Source organism: Mesorhizobium sp. M0898 (assembly GCF_040319695.1).
GTDB lineage: Bacteria > Pseudomonadota > Alphaproteobacteria > Rhizobiales > Rhizobiaceae > Mesorhizobium.
On the sequence record NZ_JAMYOE010000004.1, the window covers coordinates 236,993 to 257,084 of the forward strand.

Below are 20,092 nucleotides of genomic sequence, written 5' to 3' on the forward strand. Positions count from 1 at the left end.
TCGCTCAACAGGGAAAAGCGATGGCCAACGGCGCCACAATGTGTCTCGCCGTTTCACTGTCTCCGGAAGCCGCCCCTTCCCATCCGCCCGACGCCGGCTCGGACTTCAGTCTGCTGACGCGGTTCGTGCAAGAAGCCGAAGCGGCCGGTCTGGATATGGTGTTGCTCGCCGATTCCGCGCCGGTTGCAGGCGGGCCGAACCGGCAAATGCGCTTCGAAGCAACGACCTTGGTGGCAGCGCTGGCTACGGTGACAAGCAGGATCGGCCTTGCCGCCGCGGCGTCGACGGTCGCCCACCAGCCCTACAACCTCGCACGCCGTTTCGCCTCGCTCGATATTATCAGCCATGGCCGCGCCGGCTGGAACGCGAGCATGTTTCCCGATCCGCGCGAGGCGGCCAATTTCAGCCGGCCGGAAGGGTTTTCCGGCGACGATTTCCGCCTGCGCGTCGAGGAATTCATCGGCATCGTGCAAGGCTTGTGGAAAGGCTGGGACGCAGACGCGCTGCTGTTCGACAAAAGTGGCGGCCGCTTCTTCGATCCTGAAAAGATGCATTTGCTCGACCACAAGGGCGAATATTTTTCCGTGCGCGGACCGCTCAACGTGGCGCGGTCGCCGCAGGACACGCCGGTGCTGGTCATGTCCGGCCTGTTCGGGCCCGACACGGATATCGCCGCCCGTACCGCCGATGTCGTCCTGCTGGATGAGGCATCGATCGAGCTGGCGAAGGCTGCCGATCTGAAGCGTCGTGCGCTTGCCTTCGGGCGCAGTCCGGAGGCGCTGAAAGTGCTGATGAACGTTACCGTCAGCGCCGAAATAACCGCCGCGCCGGACCTGTTTGCGGACAGGCTCGAAGAGTGCTTTCGCTCGAAAGCCTGCGACGGTTTCATCATCGCCATGCCGTTCACATCGGCGCTCGACGATTTCGTCGGTCTCGTGCTGCCGGAGCTTCGCCGCCGCGGCCTTGTCCGGTCCGGCTACAGCGCGGCGACACTGCGCGCCCATCTCGGGCTTGCAGGGGAGGATCGGCAATGAGCGCCGGTCGAGGCCAGATGAAGCTCGGCGCCTTCCTGTGGGCGACAGGCCACCACATCGCCGCCTGGCGCCATCGGCAGGCGCATGTCACGGCCGGCATCGACATCGATCACTACATCCAGCTGGCGCGGACGGCGGAAGCGGCGAAGTTCGACATGATCTTCTGCGAGGACGCCGCCGGCGTGCGTGAGGCCAATGTCGATATCGCCAGCCAGACCTCACGCTCGATCGGCTTCGAGCCGATCAGCCTGCTTGCGGCGCTCGCGGTGCAGACGGAGCGCATCGGCCTCGTCTCAACGGCGTCGACGAGCTATAACGAGCCTTACGGGCTGGCGCGAACCTTCCTGTCGCTCGACCACCTGAGCGGCGGCCGTGCCGGCTGGAACCTTGTCACTTCCGCCAGCCAGATCGAGGCCGCCAATTTCGGCTCGACCGGTCTGCGCCCGCATGCCGACCGCTACGAACGGGCGCGCGAATTCGCTGCCGTGGTTGCTGGCCTTTGGCAAGGCCAGGGCGGACACGAAGGCAGAAGCTTTTCGGTGCGCGACCCGCTCGATCTGCCGCGCTCGCCACAAGGTGCGCCGGTCATGGTTCAGGCGGGAGCGTCGGACGAAGGCCGCGATCTCGCCGCCCGGACCGCCGATGTGGTGTTCACTGCGGCGCAGACATTCGAGGAGGGGAAGGCCTTCTACGACGACCTCAGGGGACGGCTGACGGCCTATGGGCGCGAGCCGGACGACCTCAAGATCATGCCTGGCGTCGCGCCGGTCGTCGCGGCAAGCGAAGCGGAAGCCCGGGCAAAACATGATGAACTGCAGGAGCTGATACCGGACGATGTCGGTGTCGCGCTGCTTTCCAGCTATCTCAGCATATCCGATCTCGCGCGCTATCCCATCGACGGACCGCTGCCCGAGCTGCCGGCCAGCGAAGGCATGCAGAGCCGGCAGGCGCTCGTCATCGAGCAATCACGCCGCGATAAGCTGTCCATTCGCCAGCTTGCCCGTCATTTCGCCGGCGCGCGCGGCCATTGGCGCGTCGTCGGAACGCCCGCCCAGATCGCCGACGAGCTCGAGGCACGCTTCGAGGGCGGCGCCGCAGACGGTTTCAACGTCATGCCATCCTATTTTCCCGGCCAACTCGATGCCTTTGCCACACTAGTCGTGCCGGAGCTACAGCGGCGCGGGCTGTTCCGTACGGATTATGAAGGCCGCACGCTGCGCGACCATCTGGGCTTGAAAAGGCCGGCATAAACGACGCGCGGAACGAAAGTCGGAGATCGCCGTTTTGGGATGCTGTGCCGCGCGGCGATGAGGGCGTCTGCGCGCATGTTCGATTGACCTTCCACAAACTTCGCCCTCTTCAAACCAAGCGGACGCAACCGCCACAGGAGCCGATCATGGATGCCATCGCCACCCGCAACGACCTGCAATCCAATGCCAAGAAAGAGTGTATCGATCTTCTCAATGCCCGCCTCGCCGACGCCATCGATCTGGCCTTGATCACCAAGCAGGCGCACTGGAACGTCAAGGGACCGCAATTCATCGCCATCCACGAGATGCTCGACACGTTCCGCGAGGAGCTCGACGGCCATGTCGACACCATTGCCGAGCGCGCCGTACAGCTCGGCGGGACGGCGCTCGGCACATCGCAAGAGGTGTCGAAGGCGACTATGCTCGAGGCCTATCCGACCGACATCCACAAGACCCGGGATCATCTGGCGGCGCTGATCGACCGCTATGCCGCAACCGCCAAGCGGGCACGCGCGGCGATCGACGAGGCGGCCGGCGCGGGCGATGCCGACACCGCCGACATCTTCACAGCCTATTCACGCTCGCTCGACAAATTGCTGTGGTTCCTTGAGGCGCACACGCAGGAGAACGAATAGCCAAAACGTCAGCCGGCCATCGCCTTGCGGTGAGGGGCTTTGGACTGAGCGGACGGTGCCGCCGCATGGCCGGCCAACGCCGTCATAATCTCGGCCGCGGCGAGCGCTGCAATGACTTGCGGGCGCTTGTCTTTCACCGCATCGCCGCCGATCGGCGAGACGAGGCGGGCAAATTCCGCCTCGCTTCCGTCCGCCGATTTCAGGAACCAGTTCCGGAACGTCGCCTTCTTGGTTCTGGAGCCGATCATGCCGACATAGGCGGCATCCCGGCGTTTCAGAGCCTCGGCGACGATCAGGAAGTCCAGCGCGTGGTCATGTGTAAGGACGACGAAGGCGGATCCAGCCGGGGCTTCGCGCACCATCGCCTCAGGCATCGGCGTCAGCTTGGTTTCGACCGCTTCCGGCATGCCTTTGAGCGCCTCGGCTCGCGTCTCGACAACGACGACATGCACCGGCAGCAAGGCCATCGCGGAGGCCAGCGCCTGGCCGACATGGCCGCCGCCGAGGATGTAGACATGCGGTCGCTGCGCTTCCTCGGTTTCCGCCGCCGCAACCAGCTTGGCTTCAAGCGTGGGGTCGACTAGCTGGATCAGCAGCTCGACCCTGCCGCCGCAGCACTGCCCGATGTCCGGGCCGAGCGCGATGTCGAGGGTGGCGCGGATATCCCTCCCCCTTGAGGGGAGGGTGGCGGCGAAGCCGCCGGGTGGGGTCGCCGCGGCAGTGCTCGACGCGCTGGCGGTACCTTCTGAGACGACCCCCTCTGGCCGCTCCGCGGCCATCTCCCCCTCAAGGGGGGAGAAAAGCATCTGTCGCGCTTTGTCGATCGCCATGTATTCGAGCTGGCCGCCGCCGATCGTACCGAAAGTGGCCGATCCTGAGACGAGCATGAAGGCACCCGTCTCGCGCGGCGTCGAACCTTTTGTCCGGGCCACCTCAACGAAGGCGACCCGGCCGGCGCCGGCAAGAAAGGCTTTCAGGCTCTGCACTTTCGCGTTCATCATTTGCGTTCCCTATCGGGAAATATAGAGTTTTTCGGCCTGAATTGCACGTTTTCCGGGATTCAAGTGCCGGTTTTGGCTTCCCGCTTCAGCCGTTCGATCGCCATCAGCACACGCTCCGGCGTGGCCGGCGGGTCGAGGCGCGGGCAGATCTTGTGGCTGGCAACGCTCGCCACTGCGTCCGACAGCGCATGCAGCACCGACATTGCGAGCGGAAAGGGCGGCTCGCCGACCGCCTTGGAGCGGTACACCGTCGGCTCGCCTGCTTGCGCCCAGTCGGCCAAAGTCACATTAAAAATCTTCGGCCGGTCCGACGCGAGCGGGATCTTGTAGGTCGATGGCGCATGGGTGCGCAGCCGCCCCTTGTCGTCCCACCACAGTTCCTCCGTTGTCAGCCAGCCCATGCCCTGGATGAAGCCGCCCTCGATCTGGCCGAGGTCGATGGCGCGGTTCAGCGAGCGGCCGGTTTCGTGCAGGATGTCGGTGCGCTCGACGATATATTCGCCGGTCAGCGTGTCGACAGACACTTCCGAGCACGCGGCGCCGTAAGCGAAATAGTAGAAGGGATGGCCCTCGCCCTTGTCGCGGTCCCAATGGATTTTCGGCGTCTTGTAGAAACCCGCCGCCGAAAGCTGGATGCGCGCCATATAAGCCTGCCTGACGAGATCGGCGAAGGCGATCTCCTGGTTGCCGATGCGCACGCGGTTGGGCAGGAACAGCACCTGGTCGCGCGGCACCTGGTATCTCTCGACGGCAAAATTGGTCAACCGGTCCTTGATCTGGCGGGCGGCATTCTGCGCCGCCATGCCGTTGAGATCGGAGCCGGAAGACGCGGCGGTGGCCGAGGTATTCGGCACCTTGCCGGTCGTCGTCGCGGTGATCTTGACCTGATCGAGGTCGATCTGGAACTCTTCCGCCACAACCTGCGCCACCTTGACATAGAGGCCCTGCCCCATCTCGGTGCCGCCGTGGTTCAGATGCACCGAACCGTCGGTATAGACATGCACCAGCGCGCCGGCCTGGTTGTAGTGGGTGGCGGTGAACGAGATGCCGAACTTGACCGGCGTCAGCGCCAGTCCGCGCTTGATGAAGCGGCTGTTGGCATTGAAAGCATCGATGGTGCGGCGGCGCCTCGCATAGTCGGAACTCGCCTCCAGCTCGGCGACGATGCGGTGGATGATGTTGTCCTCGACTATCTGGTGATAGGGCGTGATGTTGCGGTCGCTGGTGCCGTAGAAATTCTTCTTGCGGATTTCGAGCGGGTCCTTGCCGACGGCAAACGCGACTTCGTCGATGACGCGCTCGGCGCCGACCATGCCTTGCGGGCCGCCGAAGCCGCGAAAGGCAGTGTTCGATACCGTGTTGGTGTAGAGCGGCGCCGATTGCGCGTGCACCGCCGGCCAGAAATAGGTGTTGTCGCAATGGAACAGCGCGCGGTCAGTGACCGGGCCGGAGAGGTCGGCCGAGAAGCCGCAGCGCGCCGCGAACATGAAATCTACGCCCAGAATATTGCCCTGGTCGTCGAAGCCGACCTCGTAGTCGACGAGGAAATCGTGGCGTTTGCCGGTGGCGATCATGTCGTCGTCGCGGTCAGGCCGGATTTTCACGGCCCGATGATGTTTCTTCGCGGCGATAGCGGCCAATGCCGCAAACTGATTGCCTTGCGTTTCCTTACCGCCGAAAGCGCCGCCCATCCGGCGGATTTCCACCGTCACCGCATGGCTCGGAACACCGAGCGCGTGGCTGACCATGTGCTGGATTTCGCTCGGGTGCTGGGTCGAGGAATAGATGGTGACGTCGTGGTCCTCGCCAGGGATGGCCAAGGCGATATGACCTTCGAGATAGAAATGCTCCTGGCCGCCTATGCGCATTTTTCCCTTCAGCCGGCGCGGCGCCGCATTGATCGCAGCCGCTGCATCACCGCGCTTCAGCGTCAGCGGCGGCGTGACCAGCTTATCTTTCCGGGGATCGAGCTCACCGACATCGGCGACGAACGGCAATTCCTTGTATTCGACCTTGGCCAGCCTCGTTGCACGGCGCGCCTGCTCGCGGGTTTCGGCAATGACGCAGAAGATCGGTTGGCCAAAGAATTGCACCTTGCCGTCGGCCAGCACCGGCTCGTCGTGACGGCCGGTCGGCGAAATGTCGTTCTCGCCTGGCACGTCGCTCGCCGTCAGCACGTCGATGACGCCGGGTGCGGCGCGCACCGCCGACAGGTCCATGCTGGTGATGGTGGCATGCGTCGCCGTCGAAAGCCCAAGGCAGCCGTGCAGCGTGCCGGCCGGTTCCGGCATGTCGTCGATATAGACGGCCGTGCCACTGACATGCTTGTGCGCGGAATCATGGCGCTGGTCGGTGGCGACGCCGCCGGCGATTTTTTGCGCCTTCAGGTTTGGCGTGGCGTGCTTGTTCATCATGCCGCCTCGTGCCGTGATACCTGGATCGGCGCCCGGGTGCCGGTGGTTTCGGCAAAGAAGCGCAGCAGCAGGTTGCGCGCCGCCAGCGCCCGGTATTCGGCGCTTGCCCGCATGTCGGTTAGCGGCGTGAAATCGCCGGCATACGCGGCCATCGCCGCCTCGACCGTCGCTTCCGTCCAGGGCTTGCCAAGCAATGCCTTTTCGACGCCAAAGGCTCGCTTCGGCGTTGCCGCCATGCCGCCATAGGCGATGCGCACATCCGCCACCGTGCCATGCTCGGCGAGCTTCAGGAAAAACGCGCCTAGCGCTGCTGTGATATCTTCGTCGCGGCGCTTGGTGATCTTGTAGACGGCAAATTTCGTCTCGCTGCCCGGCACCGGAACATGCACGGCCTCGACGAATTCGCCGGGCTGCCGGTCCTGCTTGCCATAGGCGATGAAAAACTCCTCGAGCGGGATCGTCCGCCGCTTGTCGCCGCGGCGCAGCGTCAGGCGGGCACCGAGTGCGATCAGCGGCGGCGGCGTGTCGCCGATCGGCGAACCGTTGGCGATATTGCCGCCGATGGTGCCCATGTTGCGCACCTGATCGCCGCCGATGCGGTCGAACAGCGGGCCGAGCGCCGGGATGCGTTTCGCCAGCGTCGAGAAGGCTTCGCTATAGGTGACACCGGCGCCGATCGAGATGACGCCCTTGTCCTCGGAAATCCCGCACAGACCATCGAGATTGCCGATGAAAACCGCCGGCGCAATATCGCGCATGTGCTTGGTCACCCAAAGGCCGACATCGGTCGAACCCGCGACGATAGTGGCGCCCGGCTCCTTGACGAGTACGCTGGCCAGATCGTCGGCATTGGCCGGCACGATCAGCCGCTTGTTGCCGGAGCCGATCTCGATGCGCGAACCGTCCTTCATCGCTTCGAGCTTGGCCGTGACTGCCTTGCGCTCCGCCGCCAACGGATCCTTTGCCGCCGTGCCGTAGCTGGAGATGGCACGCGCCGCGCGCATGATCGCCTCGTAGCCGGTGCAGCGGCAGAGATTGCCTTGCAGCGCCTTTTCGATGGCGGCGTCCGACGGCTCCGGCGCCCGCATCCACAGAGCATAAAGCGACATGACGAAACCCGGTGTACAGAAGCCGCATTGCGAGCCGTGGAAATCGACCATGGCCTGCTGCACGGGATGCAGTTTTCCTGCGTCGCCGCGCAGATGCTCGACGGTCACGATATGCGTGCCGTCTAGCGAGCCAAGGAAGCGGATGCAGGCATTGACGCTTTCATAGACCAGTGTTCCACCGGAGAGCCTGCCGACCAGCACCGTGCAGGCGCCACAGTCGCCCTCGGCGCAACCTTCCTTGGTGCCGCGCAGCGAGCGGTCGAGCCGCAGCCAGTCGAGCAGGGTCTGGTCCGGTGCAACCGTGCCGAGCGCGACGTCCTCGCCATTGAGGATGAAGCGGATTTCGTTGCGTGTCTTGATCCCTGCCATCTCAGCTTCCCCGGTAGGTCGAATAGCCGTACGGCGACAGAAGCAGCGGCACATGATAGTGCATCGGCTCGGCCATACCGAAGCGGATCGGCACATGGTCGAGGAAGGCCGGTTCCGCCAGTTTTGTCCCTTGCCCGCGCAGATAATCGCCGGCCGCAAAGACCAGCTCGTATTCGCCGGTGCGGAATTCAGCGCCGGCAAGCAGCGGAGCATCGCAACGGCCGTCGTGATTGGTGACGACCGTTTTCAGATGCGTCCGGGCCTGACCGTCAAGATGATAGAGCTCGATCGACAGACCGGCCGCCGGTTTGCCGGCCGCAGTGTCGAGGACGTGGGTCGTCAGGCGCCCGCCTTCGGCTTTCGACGTTTCCGCCACTGGCTGCTCCATTCCCTGAACGGTCGAACACTATTCATGAATTGTGCGCCAATTAAAGGCGATGCATAAGTCCCGGTCGAGCGGAGCGCGACAAAAACACTTTCAAAAATTTCGGGGGAATGCGCAGGCACTCCTTTCGACTATCCTGATTACAATTTCCGGCAGGAGCGAGAATGCGTTACGAACGAGACATGCGCGGCTACGGAGCCAATCCGCCGGATCCGAAATGGCCCGGCGGGGCGCATGTCGCGGTGCAGTTCGTCGTCAATTACGAAGAGGGCGGCGAGAATTGCGTCCTGCACGGCGACAAGGCTTCGGAGGCTTTCCTGTCGGAGATCGTCGGCGCCGCGCCCTGGCCCGGCCAGCGCCACTGGAACATGGAATCGATCTACGAATACGGCGCCCGAGCCGGCTTCTGGCGATTGCTGCGCCTGTTCAGCGAGGCACAGGTGCCGATCACCTGCTATGGCGTCGCCACGGCCCTGGCGCGTTCGCCCGACCAGGTTGCGGCGATGCAGGAGGCCGGCTGGGAGATCGCTTCGCACGGGCTGAAATGGATCGACTACCGCGACCATCCCCCGGAAGACGAGCGCCACGACATGGAGGCGGCGATCCGGCTGCATTATGAGGTGACAGGAGCGCGGCCGACCGGCTGGTACACCGGCCGCACCTCGATCAACACGGTGCGGCTGGCGGCGGAAGAGGGCGGCTTCGACTATGTGTCGGACACCTATGACGACGAACTGCCCTACTGGTTCAAGCATGCGGCACCGGACGGGTCGGCGAAGCCGCAGCTGGTCATCCCCTACACGCTCGACGCCAACGATATGCGCTTTGCCACGCCGCAGGGCTTCAACTCGGGCGACCAGTTCTTTGCCTATCTCAGGGATAGTTTCGATATGCTCTATGCCGAGGGCAAGGCAGGGCGGCCGCGCATGATGAATATCGGCCTGCACTGCCGCCTGGTTGGGCGGCCGGGCCGGGTCGCGGCACTGAAGCGCTTCATCGACTACGTCAAATCGCATGACAAGGTCTGGCTGGCACGACGCATCGACATTGCAAAACACTGGCAGGAGACGCATCCGTTCCGGTTGCCGGCGCTGCGCCCGTCGAAAATGGAATTCGAGGCCTTCGTCCACACATTCGGCGGCGTCTTCGAGCATTCGCCGTGGGTTGCCGAGCGCGCTTATGAGCTGGAGCTCGGCCCGGCCCATGACAGTGCCGGCGGCCTGCACAACGCGCTCTGCCGCGTGTTTCGCGCGGCCAGCGAGGCCGAGCGGTTTGCCGTGCTCAATGCCCACCCCGATCTTGCCGGAAAACTGGCACAGGCCAAGCGGCTGACGGCGGAATCGTCGAGGGAACAGGCTTCGGCAGGGCTCGACGCGCTGACCGAGAAGGAGCGCGAGCTGTTCGCAAAACTCAATGCCGCCTACGTCACCAGTTTCGGTTTCCCCTTCATTATTGCGGTGAAAGGAAAGACCAAGGCGGAGATCCTGGCCGAGTTCGAGGCGCGTATCGGCAACAGCCACGACGTCGAATTCGAAACCGCCTGCAGACAGGTCGAGCGCATCGCGCTGCTTCGTCTCAAGGACATGCTTCCGCAATAGGCTTTGGCTGCCGCCATGGGCCCTGGCTTCCGCAACAGGCTTGAATTTATGGATATGATGAAAATGGCCGAGCGAACCTATTATGCGCCGCAGGGCGGACATCCCGGCCAGAGTGAATTGCTGACCGGCCGCGCTGTGTTCACACAGGCCTATGCGGTCATCCCCAAGGGTGTGATGCAGGACATCGTCACCAGCGCCTTGCCGTTCTGGGATAGGACACGCGTCTGGGTGCTGTCGCGGCCGCTATCGGGTTTTGCCGAGACGTTTTCGCAATACATTGTCGAGCTCGCGCCCGGCGGCGGCAGCGACCGCCCTGAGCTTGACGCCGCCGCCGAAGGTGCCCTGTTCGTAGTCGAAGGCGAGCTATGCGTTTCGCTTGCCGACAAGAAACATAGCTTAAGGCCGGGCGGCTTTGCCTACCTGCCGCCGGCGAGCGGGTGGACGGTGCGCAATGAAAGCGGTGCCGCCGTCCGCTTTCACTGGATCCGCAAGACTTATGACGCAGTCGACGGCATCGACCAGCCGCAAGCGTTCTTCGCCAACGAACAGGAAATCGCGCCGACGCCAATGCCGGGTACCGAAGGCCGATGGACGACGACGCGCTTCGTCGATCCGGCCGACATGCGCCACGACATGCATGTCACCATCGTCACGCTCGAGCCTGGCGCGGTCATTCCCTTCGCCGAGACGCACGTCATGGAACACGGGCTCTATGTGCTGGAGGGCAAGGCGGTCTACCGTCTCAACCAGGATTGGGTCGAAGTCGAAGCCGGCGACTATATGTGGCTGCGCGCCTTCTGCCCGCAGGCTTGTTATGCCGGCGGGCCGGGCAAATTCCGCTATCTCCTCTATAAGGACGTCAACCGCCACGCCAAGCTTGGCAGCGCCGGCGTCGTGAGACCTACACCATGACCCGCATCGTCGCGCGGCCGCTGACCCGCGAGGATTTCGCCGAATTCGGCGACGTCATCGATATGGGCGGCGACAACCATTATCCGATCAATGGCGGCAAGGCTGAGCGCTACCATGACCTCGCCACGGCGGAAGCACGAGGGCCGAATGCGCGCGTGCTGATCTCGATGGTGCGTGGCACGCCCTATGAGCTGCCGTTGAAGCTTACCATGGTGGAGCGCCATCCGTTTGGCAGCCAGGCCTTCATCCCGCTGTCACCACGGCCGTTCCTGGTCGTCGTCTGCCATGACGGCGAAGAGGGCCCGGGCGAGCCGCATGCCTTCATCACCGCGCCCGGGCAAGGCATCAACTATCCGCGCAATCTGTGGCACGGAGTGCTGACGCCGATCGGCGATGTCCAGGATTTTGTGGTCGTCGACCGCGGCGGCGACGGCTCCAATCTCGAAGAGTGCCATTTCTCGCACGCCTACGAGATCGATCTTCCCGACGGGATTAGATGATGACCGACATTTCGCTGATCGACCGACTGCTCGACGTCATCGAGCACGACATCGTGCCGAAGACCGTCGAAGGCGTCGCGCACGGCAATAAGCTGTTCGGCGCGGCCATTCTGCGCAAGGACGACCGCTCGCTGGTGCTTGCCGAAACCAACAACGAGACCGAAAACCCGCTCTGGCACGGCGAGGTGCATTGCCTGAAGCGCTTCTACGAAATGCCTAAAGCCGAACGCGTCGACACCAAGGACGCGATCTTTCTTGCCACGCACGAACCCTGCTCGCTCTGCCTGTCGGCGATCACCTGGACCGGCTTCGACAATTTCTTCTATCTGTTCAGCCACGAAGACTCGCGCGACAGCTTCGACATCCCGCACGATTTGAAGATCCTGAAAGAGGTCTTCACCCTCGATCCCGGCGGCTACAATGCCGAGAATGCCTATTGGAAGAGCTTTTCGATCCGCAAATTGGTGCGCTCGCTGCCCGATGCCGAGCGCGAGCGGCTGGAAGCGCGTATCGGCGCAATATCAGCGCGCTATGACGAATTGTCCGCCGCCTATCAAGCAAGCAAGGCCGAAAACGACATACCGCTGAATTGACGCGGATTGACCAGCCGAATTCGTTGACTGGCCCATGACGCGCGCTCACGGGCTCCATCATCTGGCGCTCCTGGAGTTCGCCCGCATGAAAATCGTCACTGAATTCCCACGAAAGATCGTCGAATTTCCGGATATGGGGATCATCATGCCGGACGGCTGCCGGCTGTCGGCGCGGGTGTGGATGCCGGCCGATGCTGCCGACGATCCAGTGCCGGCAATCCTCGAACACCTGCCCTATCGCAAGCGCGACGGCACGATCTATCGTGATCAGCTGACGCATCCCTATTTTGCCGGCCACGGCTACGCCTCGATCCGCGTCGACATGCGCGGCAATGGCGATTCCGAAGGGCTGATGGACGACGAATATTCCGAGCAGGAATTGCAGGACGCTTGCGACGTCATCGCCTGGGCGGCGGACCAGCCCTGGTGCAACGGCAATGTCGGCATGATGGGCATTTCGTGGGGCGGCTTCAACTGCCTGCAGGTAGCAGCCAAGCAGCCGCCGGCGCTGAAGGCGGTCATCAGTCTCTGTTCGACGGTCGACCGCTATGCCGACGACATCCACTACAAGGGCGGCTGCCTGCTGATCGAGAATTTCGGCTGGGCCTCGACCATGCTGTCCTATTCGTCAAGGCCGCCGGATCCGTTGCTGGCCGGCGACAACAGATGGCGCGACCTGTGGCTGACCAGGCTGGAGAACCAGCCCTTCCTGGCACCGCTGTGGCTGAAGCACCAGCATCGCGATGCCTATTGGAAGCGCGGCTCGATCTGCGAGGACTATTCCGCCATCCATGCCGCGGTGCTGTCGATCGGCGGCTGGCATGATGGCTATCGCAATACGATTTCCCATCTCGCCGTCAATATCGAGGCGCCGGTCAAGGGCATCGTCGGCCCGTGGATCCACAAATACCCGCATTACGCCGCGCCCGAACCGCGCATCGGCTTCCTGCAGGAGGCCTTGCGCTGGTGGGACCGCTGGCTGAAGGACATCGACACCGGCGTCGAGGCCGACCCCGCCTACCGCGCCTATGTCATGGACAGCGTGCGTCCGGCGCGCTGGCATCCCGAGCGGCCGGGCCGCTGGGTCGCTGAATCGGAATGGCCGTCGCCCAACATCAAGACCCAAGAGGTTGAGCTTATCGCCGAAGGCAACCACGCTATCGTCGCTTCGCCGCAAAGCTGCGGCCTCGCCGGCGGCGAATATTTCCCCTTCACCTTCGGCCCGGAACTGCCGGGTGACCAGCGCCCCGACGATGCGCTGTCGGTGTGCTTCGACCAGCCGGTGCTGACCGAAACGGTCGACATTGTCGGTGCTCCCGAAGTTGTGGTCAGGGTCTCGTCGGACCGGCGCCAGGCGAACATCGCGGTTCGGCTGTGCGACGTCCATCCGGACGGGGCATCGGAGCTGATCTCGTACGGCGTGCTCAACCTGACGCATCGCAACTCGCACGAATTTCCCGAAGCGCTGGTGCCCGGCGAAACCGTCAGCGCCCGGGTGGTGCTCGACCAATGCGCCTATCGCGTGCCGGTCGGCCATCGCCTGCGCGTTGCCGTTTCGAACGCCTACTGGCCGATGATCTGGCCGTCGCCGGAGCCGGTCCGGCTCGAATTGTCGGCCGCGACATTGATGCTGCCGGTACGCCCGCCAGCGACAGGCGACGAGGTCACCTTCCCCGCTCCCGAAGGTGCTGCGCCCTGGGCAACGGAGACGCTTCGGCCCGCCAATTCCGAGCGTCATGTCGATCGCGACGAAAAGACCGGAATGATTACGGTTTCCATCGTCGACGATTTCGGTGAGGTGCGCGACCTGGAGCATGGCCTCGCCCACGGGAGCCTCGCCAGGGAGACATGGGTGATCCATCCTGACAATCCGCTATCAGCCTCGGGCAAGACGCATTGGAGCCAGACGCTGTCGCGAAATGGATGGTCGGTGCGCACCGAAACCTTCGCCGAAATGCGGTCCGACGCGCAAAGCTTCGTGGTTAGCGCCAGAATTGAAGCCTATGAAGGCGAGAAACTCGTCTTCGAGCGCAATTTCGAGGAGAAAATCCCGCGCGTGCTGCTTTGAGCGCTTATAGCGATTGGTCCAATTGCGACGCACGATTTACGCCACGGCATGTCGCATTCGGTCTTGCTTACCGCTTTCCCTTACGGTCATTATTCTCCCGATTGAAATGAGAAAAAACGACCATAAGGTCGGACCAACAGAGTGAGGAACTCAACATGTCGAACGAACTGGAATATCTGAGCCGGCGCGTTGCGTCCGGCAAGCTGAGCCGTCGCGATTTTCTCGGCCGGGCAGCAGCGCTCGGCGTCACCGTAACCTTCGCCAATTCGCTGCTTTCCGGTGCAGCACGCGCGGCGGGTCCGGTCAAGGGCGGGACGCTCAAGGCTGGCCTGGTCGGTGGCGAGTCCACCAACAGTCTCGATCCGGCGCTGTTCATGACGCAGGTGCCGTTCGCCTTCGGCAAGATGTGGGGCGAACTGATCGTCGAACTGTCTCCCGAAGGCAAGCTCGAGAACCGCATTGCCGAGGAGATCGGCTCGTCGGACGACGCCAAGACCTGGACGCTGAAGATCCGCGATGGCGTCGAGTTTCACAACGGCAAGAACGTGACCGCAGAGGACGTGGCCGCCACCCTCGAACGCCATTCGGACGAGAAGTCGAAGTCCGGCGCGCTCGGTTACATGAAAGGCATCGAGAGCATAAAGGCCAGCGGCAAGGAAGTGGTGCTGACGCTGAAGGAGCCGAATGCCGACCTGCCCTACCTGCTTAGCGACTATCACCTGATCATTCAGCCGAACGGCGGCAAGGACAAGGCCGATGCCGGTATCTCGGCGGGTCCTTACAAGGTCACCACCAACGAGCCCGGCGTGCGCCATGGCGGCGAGCGCTTCGCCAATTACTGGCAGGGCGACAAGATGGGCCATGCCGACCAGATAGAGATCATCGTCATCAACGACGCCACGGCCCGCACGGCGGCACTGCAGGGCGGCCAGGTCAACATGATCAACCGGGTCGAGCCGAAGATCGTCGATCTGATCAAGCGCGTGCCCGGCGTCACCATCCGCAACCATTCGGGACCCGGCCACTACGTCTTCATCATGCATTGCGACACGGCGCCGTTCGACAACAACGACTTGCGGATGGCGTTGAAGCTGGCGATCGACCGCGAGGAGATGCTGAACAAGGTGCTGCGTGGCTATGGCTCGCTCGGCAACGACTTCCCGATCAATGCATCGTACCCGCTATTCACCGAGATCGAGCAGCGCAAATACGATCCCGACAAGGCCAAGTTCCACTACAAGAAATCGGGCCATGACGGTGCCGTCCTGCTCCGGACGTCGGACGTCGCCTTCCCCGGTGCCGTCGATGCCGCACAGCTGTTCCAGCAAAGCGCGGCCAAGGCCGGCATCAAGCTGGAGATCAAACGCGAACCGGGCGACGGCTACTGGTCGGAAGTCTGGAACAAGCAGCCCTTCTGCGCCTCCTACTGGGGCGGCCGGTCGACGCAGGACCAGATGTACTCTACCGCCTATCTGTCGACGGCCGACTGGAACGACACACGTTTCAAGCGTCCGGATTTCGACAAGATGGTGCTGGCGGCTCGCGCCGAGCTCGACGAGGCCAAGCGCAAGGCAATGTACCACGACATGGCTGTGATGGTGCGCGACGAGGGCGGCTTGATCCTGCCGATGTTCAATCAGTTCATCGACGCGACGGGCGCCAAGGTCGCCGGCTGGGTGGATGATCCGCATCAGGAGTTGATGAACGGATATGCTCTGGCGAAGTGCTGGCTCGAAGCCTGAGCCCGGCCTTGCGGATATGTCCTCACCCATCGTGAAACTGGTGGCCCAGCGCATTGCGCTGGGCATTCTGCTGCTGTTGGCCGTTTCGGTCCTGATCTTCGCCGGCACCCAGGTCCTGCCCGGCGACGTCGCGCAAGCCATCCTCGGACAGTCGGCGACACCGGAGTCGCTCGCCAATCTGCGCGAGCAGCTCGGCCTCAATGATCCCGCTTACATCCGTTATTTTCGTTGGCTCGGCGGCATCCTGACCGGTGATCTCGGCACGGCTATGTCGAGCGGTCAGGATATCGCAACCTCGATCAAGGGAAGGCTGTGGAACACGCTGTTCCTCGCCTTCTGGGCGGCGATCGTCGCGGTGCCGCTGGCGATCATCCTCGGCCTGATCGCGGTGCGCTACCGCAATGGCTGGGTCGACAAGCTGATCTCCGGGTTAGCGCTCGCCTCGACCTCGTTTCCGGAATTCTTCATCGGCTATGTGCTCGTCTTTTTCTTCGCGGTGCAACATCAATGGTTTCCCGCCATTTCCACGGTCTATGACGGGATGCCTTTCGGCGAACGCATTCAGGCCATAGCACTGCCGGCGGCAGCGCTGACCCTGGTGGTGCTCGCGCATATGATGCGCATGACGCGCGCTGCGATCCTCAATGTGATGCAGTCCGCCTATGTCGAGACCGCCGAACTCAAGGGGCTTTCGGCCTTCGCGGTCATCCGCAGGCATGCCTTCCCCAATGCCATCGCGCCGATCATCAACGTCGTGATGCTCAATCTCGCTTACCTGATCGTCGGCGTCGTCGTGGTCGAAGTTATCTTTGTCTATCCAGGCATGGGCCAATACCTCGTCGACCACGTCACCAAGCGTGACGTGCCGGTGGTGCAGGCGGTCGGGCTGATCTTCGCCGCTGTCTACATCAGCCTGAACATCATCGCGGACATAGCGGCGATCGTCGCCAATCCGCGCCTCAGACATCCGAAATGAGGGGGGCGGGTATGCTCGTCATCAAACGCATCCCCATCCCGGCATTGGTCGGCATCGTGCTGACGGCGCTGTTCGTGCTGGCAGCGATCTTTGCGCCGTGGATCGCGCCGCATGGCAATGCCGAGATCGTCAGCGACGTCCCTTGGGAACCGATGTCGGCGGCGCATTGGCTGGGCACCGACAATCTCGGCCGCGATCTGTTGTCGCGCATGATCTATGGCGCCCGCATCACCCTGTTCATCGCGGTGCTGGCGACCGCGCTGTCGTTCTCGCTCGGCGCCATCCTCGGCTTCTCGGCGGCGGTTTTCGGCGGCTGGTTCGACACGCTTCTGTCGCGTCTCGTCGATCTCCTGATGTCGATCCCGACGCTGATCATGGCGCTTGTGGTGCTGTCGGTGCTGCCATCCAATCTGGTGACGCTGATCCTGGTCATGGGCGTTCTCGACTCGACCCGCGTCTACCGCCTGTCGAGGGCGGTCGCCGTCGATATCAACGTCATGGACTATGTCGAGGCGGCCAAATTGCGCGGCGAAGGCAGCGGCTGGATCATCTTCCGGGAAATCCTGCCCAATGCGCTGTCGCCGCTGGTTTCGGAACTCGGCCTGCGCTTCATCTATGCCGTACTGTTCCTGTCGACGCTGTCCTTCCTCGGGCTTGGCGTGCAGCCGCCGGACGCCGATTGGGGCGGCATGGTCAAGGAAAACAAGGATGGCATCGTCTTCGGCATAGGCGCCGCCCTCATTCCGGCGGCGGCGATCGCAGCGCTGGCGATTTCCGTCAATCTCGTCGCCGACTGGGTGCTCAACCGTACGACAAGCCTGAAGGGAGGACGCGGGTAATGGCTGACAAGCAACCGAAGCCCGGGCAACCGAAGCCCGGGCAACCAAAGTCCGGCGTGCTGCTCGACATCCGCAATCTGCGCATCGAGGCCACGGTATATCCGCCGGGTGAGGCGCCGAAGAACATCGTGCTGGTGCACGATGTCTCGCTGACGCTCGAAAAGGGCAAGGTGCTCGGATTGATCGGCGAGTCCGGCGCCGGCAAATCGACCATCGGCCTGTCGTCGATGGGCTACGGCCGCGGCGGCGTGCGCATCACCGGCGGCGAGGTCATCCTCAATGGCCGCGACATCCTGAAGGGCGGCAACGAAGGGTTTCGCAAATTGCGCGGCCGCGAGGTCTGCTATGTCGCGCAATCGGCGGCAGCCGCCTTCAATCCGGCGCACAGGCTGATGGACCAGGTGGTCGAGGCAGCACTCCTGCACGGCACGGCGACGCGGGCCGAAGCCGAAAAGCGCGCCGTGGCGCTGTTCAAGAAGCTCAGCCTGCCGAACCCCGAAAGCATCGGCGAGCGCTTTCCCCACCAGGTGTCGGGCGGTCAGCTGCAGCGCGTGATGACGGCAATGGCGCTGTGCTCGGAGCCCGACCTGATCGTCTTCGACGAGCCGACCACGGCGCTGGACGTGACGACGCAGATCGACGTCTTGGCGGCGATCAAGGATGCCATCCGCGACACGCATGTCGCGGCACTCTACATCACTCACGACCTTGCCGTCGTCGCCCAGGTCTCGGACGAGATCATGGTGTTGCGCCACGGCCGGCTGGTCGAATGGGGCGGCACCCGCCAGATCATCAAGGAGCCGCGCCAAGAATACACCAACGCGCTGGTTTCGGTGCATGAGATCGAACACCAGGAGCAGAAGCCCGGCACGAGCCCGTTCCTGTCGGTCAAGAACATCACCGCCGCCTATGGCCGCAGTCACATCAAGGTGCTGAAGAACGTCTCGGTCGATATTTTCCCCGGCCAGACGCTGGCGGTGGTCGGCGAGTCCGGCTCCGGCAAATCGACACTGGCGCGCGCCATCACCGGCCTCTTGCCGCCCGAACAAGGCACCGTCACCTTCGACGGACGGCCGCTCGCCAACCGGCTTGCCGACCGGCCGAAAGAGGATCTTCGCCAACTGCAGATGATCTACCAGATGGCCGACGTGGCGATGAACCCGCGCCAGACGGTCGGCACCATCATCGGTCGGCCGCTGGAATTCTATTTCGGTCTGCGCGGAAGGCAACGTGACGCCCGTGTCGCGGAACTGCTCGACAAGATCGAAATGGGCAAAGGCTATGTCGACCGCTATCCGGCCGAGCTTTCGGGCGGCCAGAAGCAGCGCGTCTGCATCGCCCGCTCGCTCGCCGCAAAGCCGAAGCTAATCATCTGCGACGAGGTGACCTCGGCGCTCGATCCGCTGGTCGCCCACGGCATACTGGAGCTGCTCCTCGGGCTGCAGAAAGAGGAAAACGTCGCCTATCTGTTCATCACCCACGACCTGGCCACGGTCAAGTCGATCGCCGATTCAATCGCCGTGATGTATCGCGGCGAAGTGGTGCGCTACGGCGCCAAGAGCACCGTGCTGACGCCACCATTCGATGCCTACACCGATCTTTTGCTATCGTCGGTGCCAGAAATGGAGATCGGCTGGCTAGAGAAGGCGATCAAGGGACGGCGCATGGCCAGCGCGGGGAACTAGCGGGCCGCACTTTGCGCCCGACGATCCTGTCCGGGCGTGGATTGAACGGCAGGCCGGCCCTGACTTTTCCGATTAAGCCGCATGGAGGCGCCCTTGGCGCTCAACACAAAACTATTGCTCATCATCCTCGACGGCGTGCCTTACCGGAACTGGCGTCGGCTGATGGGCAATCTCGAAGGCTGGGTGCAATCAGGCGAAGCCCGCGTATGGAAAATGCGCTCCGTGCTGCCGTCGACCTCGGCATCCTGCTATGCCTCGATCCACACCGGCGTGCCGCCCCAAATGCACGGTATCCTGTCGAACGAGAACCGGTTTCGCGTCGAACAGCCGGACATCTTTTCCGAAGTCAGCAGGGCCGGCGGCAAGACCGGTGCGGTCACCCACTCCTACTGGTCCGAATTCTTCCGGGCCTATCCGTTCGATCTGGTCGAGGACATGGAGTTCGACCAGCCGGGCAGGCCGATCAGCCATGGCCGGTTTCACACCATGACCGGCTACAATGCCAGGAACCAGATGACACCGAGCGACGTCGACCTGTTCGCGACGTTGACCATGCTGACCAGGCGCTACGGCATCGACTACGGCATCCTGCACAGCTGTACTCTGGACTCGATGGGCCACCGCTTCGGCCATGACTGCCACGAGATGGATCATGCCGTCTATGCAATGGACGCCATGCTCGCCGGCTTCCTGCCGCGCTGGCGGGAAGCCGGCTACGAGGTGATCGTCACCGCCGATCATGGCCAGACCGATCGCGGCCATCATGGCGGCCACGACGAGGAGATGCAGAATTTCGCACTTTACTACTTCGGATCCGGCGAGGGTCCGGAAGCCAATACGCTGCTCGATCAGTTGCAGCTCGCGCCGACGGTGCTTGCGCGCCTCGGCGTGCCGGTGCCGGCGACGATGAAGGCAAAACCGTTCCTGAGTTGAGCGCGCGCCCTCTTCTCCCTCTGGCAACGCTCCCGCTCTTCAGTTAGCC

Annotated in this window: 17 protein-coding genes; 13 read left to right on the forward strand and 4 right to left on the reverse strand. The window is 63.3% G+C overall.

Going from position 1 to position 20,092, the window contains the following annotated elements; all coding sequences use genetic code 11:
• Nucleotides 1-20: 20 nt before the first annotated feature.
• The 3 genes from NKH90_RS08380 to dps all read left to right on the forward strand — a co-directional run bounded on the left by NKH90_RS08380 (nucleotide 21) and on the right by dps (nucleotide 2,919).
• Nucleotides 21-1,034, forward strand: a complete 1,014-nt coding sequence (locus NKH90_RS08380) for an LLM class flavin-dependent oxidoreductase (protein ID WP_352818689.1) — start codon at nucleotides 21-23, stop codon at nucleotides 1,032-1,034.
• The gene (locus tag NKH90_RS08385) at nucleotides 1,031-2,284 is read left to right on the forward strand and encodes an LLM class flavin-dependent oxidoreductase (RefSeq protein ID WP_352818692.1); all 1,254 of its coding nucleotides are present in this window, start codon (nucleotides 1,031-1,033) and stop codon (nucleotides 2,282-2,284) included. The genes NKH90_RS08380 and NKH90_RS08385 overlap by 4 nt, the downstream gene beginning before the upstream one ends.
• Before the next feature lie 146 nt (nucleotides 2,285-2,430).
• Nucleotides 2,431-2,919, forward strand: coding sequence for a DNA starvation/stationary phase protection protein Dps (gene dps, locus NKH90_RS08390; RefSeq protein WP_352818695.1), 489 nt, complete (start codon nucleotides 2,431-2,433; stop codon nucleotides 2,917-2,919).
• An 8-nt stretch (nucleotides 2,920-2,927) separates the two neighbouring features.
• Here the strand turns inward: dps and xdhC are convergent, their stop codons facing one another.
• From xdhC to uraH, 4 genes are all read right to left on the reverse strand, one after another.
• Nucleotides 2,928-3,917: a xanthine dehydrogenase accessory protein XdhC gene (gene xdhC / locus NKH90_RS08395; RefSeq protein ID WP_352818806.1), complete on the reverse strand. Its 990-nt coding sequence runs from the start codon at nucleotides 3,915-3,917 to the stop codon at nucleotides 2,928-2,930.
• Between the two features lie 62 nt (nucleotides 3,918-3,979).
• Nucleotides 3,980-6,331, reverse strand: coding sequence for a xanthine dehydrogenase molybdopterin binding subunit (gene xdhB / locus NKH90_RS08400; RefSeq protein WP_352814115.1), 2,352 nt, complete (start codon nucleotides 6,329-6,331; stop codon nucleotides 3,980-3,982).
• On the reverse strand, nucleotides 6,331-7,812 hold the full coding sequence (xdhA, locus tag NKH90_RS08405) for a xanthine dehydrogenase small subunit (protein WP_352469858.1): 1,482 nt from the start codon (nucleotides 7,810-7,812) through the stop codon (nucleotides 6,331-6,333). Before xdhA ends, xdhB begins: the two co-directional genes overlap by 1 nt.
• Before the next feature lies 1 nt (nucleotide 7,813).
• Entirely contained in the window at nucleotides 7,814-8,188 is a 375-nt protein-coding gene (gene uraH, locus NKH90_RS08410) for a hydroxyisourate hydrolase (protein ID WP_352469857.1), read from the reverse strand.
• Nucleotides 8,189-8,361: 173 nt separating this feature from the next.
• Here uraH and puuE point away from each other — a divergent pair, with 173 nt between their 5' ends.
• The 10 genes from puuE to NKH90_RS08460 all read left to right on the forward strand — a co-directional run bounded on the left by puuE (nucleotide 8,362) and on the right by NKH90_RS08460 (nucleotide 20,043).
• On the forward strand, nucleotides 8,362-9,795 hold the full coding sequence (gene puuE, locus NKH90_RS08415) for an allantoinase PuuE (protein ID WP_352818699.1): 1,434 nt from the start codon (nucleotides 8,362-8,364) through the stop codon (nucleotides 9,793-9,795).
• Nucleotides 9,796-9,858: 63 nt separating this feature from the next.
• Nucleotides 9,859-10,707, forward strand: coding sequence for a bifunctional allantoicase/(S)-ureidoglycine aminohydrolase (locus NKH90_RS08420; RefSeq protein WP_502896444.1), 849 nt, complete (start codon nucleotides 9,859-9,861; stop codon nucleotides 10,705-10,707).
• The gene (locus tag NKH90_RS08425; protein ID WP_352818701.1) at nucleotides 10,704-11,207 is read left to right on the forward strand and encodes an ureidoglycolate lyase; all 504 of its coding nucleotides are present in this window, start codon (nucleotides 10,704-10,706) and stop codon (nucleotides 11,205-11,207) included. Before NKH90_RS08420 ends, NKH90_RS08425 begins: the two co-directional genes overlap by 4 nt.
• The gene (locus NKH90_RS08430) at nucleotides 11,207-11,800 is read left to right on the forward strand and encodes a nucleoside deaminase (protein ID WP_352540356.1); all 594 of its coding nucleotides are present in this window, start codon (nucleotides 11,207-11,209) and stop codon (nucleotides 11,798-11,800) included. The genes NKH90_RS08425 and NKH90_RS08430 overlap by 1 nt, the downstream gene beginning before the upstream one ends.
• Nucleotides 11,801-11,885: 85 nt before the next feature.
• A complete protein-coding gene (locus tag NKH90_RS08435) occupies nucleotides 11,886-13,868 on the forward strand; it encodes a CocE/NonD family hydrolase (protein WP_352818703.1) in 1,983 nt (660 codons plus the stop codon).
• Between the two features lie 155 nt (nucleotides 13,869-14,023).
• Nucleotides 14,024-15,610, forward strand: coding sequence for an ABC transporter substrate-binding protein (locus NKH90_RS08440; protein ID WP_352818707.1), 1,587 nt, complete (start codon nucleotides 14,024-14,026; stop codon nucleotides 15,608-15,610).
• A 16-nt stretch (nucleotides 15,611-15,626) separates the two neighbouring features.
• Nucleotides 15,627-16,586 (forward strand): ABC transporter permease, encoded by a 960-nt coding sequence (locus NKH90_RS08445; protein WP_352818709.1) that lies wholly within the window; start codon nucleotides 15,627-15,629, stop codon nucleotides 16,584-16,586.
• Nucleotides 16,587-16,597: 11 nt separating this feature from the next.
• Nucleotides 16,598-17,425, forward strand: a complete 828-nt coding sequence (locus NKH90_RS08450) for an ABC transporter permease (RefSeq protein ID WP_352469848.1) — start codon at nucleotides 16,598-16,600, stop codon at nucleotides 17,423-17,425.
• Complete coding sequence (locus tag NKH90_RS08455; protein WP_352681493.1) at nucleotides 17,425-19,110, forward strand: ABC transporter ATP-binding protein; 1,686 nt, start codon at nucleotides 17,425-17,427, stop codon at nucleotides 19,108-19,110. The genes NKH90_RS08450 and NKH90_RS08455 overlap by 1 nt, the downstream gene beginning before the upstream one ends.
• A 93-nt stretch (nucleotides 19,111-19,203) precedes the next feature.
• Nucleotides 19,204-20,043, forward strand: a complete 840-nt coding sequence (locus tag NKH90_RS08460) for an alkaline phosphatase family protein (protein WP_352818712.1) — start codon at nucleotides 19,204-19,206, stop codon at nucleotides 20,041-20,043.
• Nucleotides 20,044-20,092: the final 49 nt, after the last annotated feature.

Bases quoted from the DNA above. Each gene is read 5' to 3' on its own strand.
- NKH90_RS08430 (WP_352540356.1), top strand. From the start codon at position 11,207: ATGACCGACATTTCGCTGATCGACCGACTGCTCGACGTCATCGAGCAC.
- NKH90_RS08435 (WP_352818703.1), top strand. From the start codon at position 11,886: ATGAAAATCGTCACTGAATTCCCACGAAAGATCGTCGAATTTCCGGAT.
- NKH90_RS08425 (WP_352818701.1), top strand. From the start codon at position 10,704: ATGACCCGCATCGTCGCGCGGCCGCTGACCCGCGAGGATTTCGCCGAA.
- NKH90_RS08440 (WP_352818707.1), top strand. From the start codon at position 14,024: ATGTCGAACGAACTGGAATATCTGAGCCGGCGCGTTGCGTCCGGCAAG.
- dps (WP_352818695.1), top strand. From the start codon at position 2,431: ATGGATGCCATCGCCACCCGCAACGACCTGCAATCCAATGCCAAGAAA.
- xdhC (WP_352818806.1), bottom strand. From the start codon at position 3,917: ATGAACGCGAAAGTGCAGAGCCTGAAAGCCTTTCTTGCCGGCGCCGGC.
- NKH90_RS08450 (WP_352469848.1), top strand. From the start codon at position 16,598: ATGCTCGTCATCAAACGCATCCCCATCCCGGCATTGGTCGGCATCGTG.
- xdhB (WP_352814115.1), bottom strand. From the start codon at position 6,331: ATGAACAAGCACGCCACGCCAAACCTGAAGGCGCAAAAAATCGCCGGC.
- NKH90_RS08455 (WP_352681493.1), top strand. From the start codon at position 17,425: ATGGCTGACAAGCAACCGAAGCCCGGGCAACCGAAGCCCGGGCAACCA.
- NKH90_RS08420 (WP_502896444.1), top strand. From the start codon at position 9,859: ATGGCCGAGCGAACCTATTATGCGCCGCAGGGCGGACATCCCGGCCAG.
- NKH90_RS08380 (WP_352818689.1), top strand. From the start codon at position 21: ATGGCCAACGGCGCCACAATGTGTCTCGCCGTTTCACTGTCTCCGGAA.
- puuE (WP_352818699.1), top strand. From the start codon at position 8,362: ATGCGTTACGAACGAGACATGCGCGGCTACGGAGCCAATCCGCCGGAT.
- NKH90_RS08385 (WP_352818692.1), top strand. From the start codon at position 1,031: ATGAGCGCCGGTCGAGGCCAGATGAAGCTCGGCGCCTTCCTGTGGGCG.
- xdhA (WP_352469858.1), bottom strand. From the start codon at position 7,812: ATGGCAGGGATCAAGACACGCAACGAAATCCGCTTCATCCTCAATGGC.
- NKH90_RS08445 (WP_352818709.1), top strand. From the start codon at position 15,627: ATGTCCTCACCCATCGTGAAACTGGTGGCCCAGCGCATTGCGCTGGGC.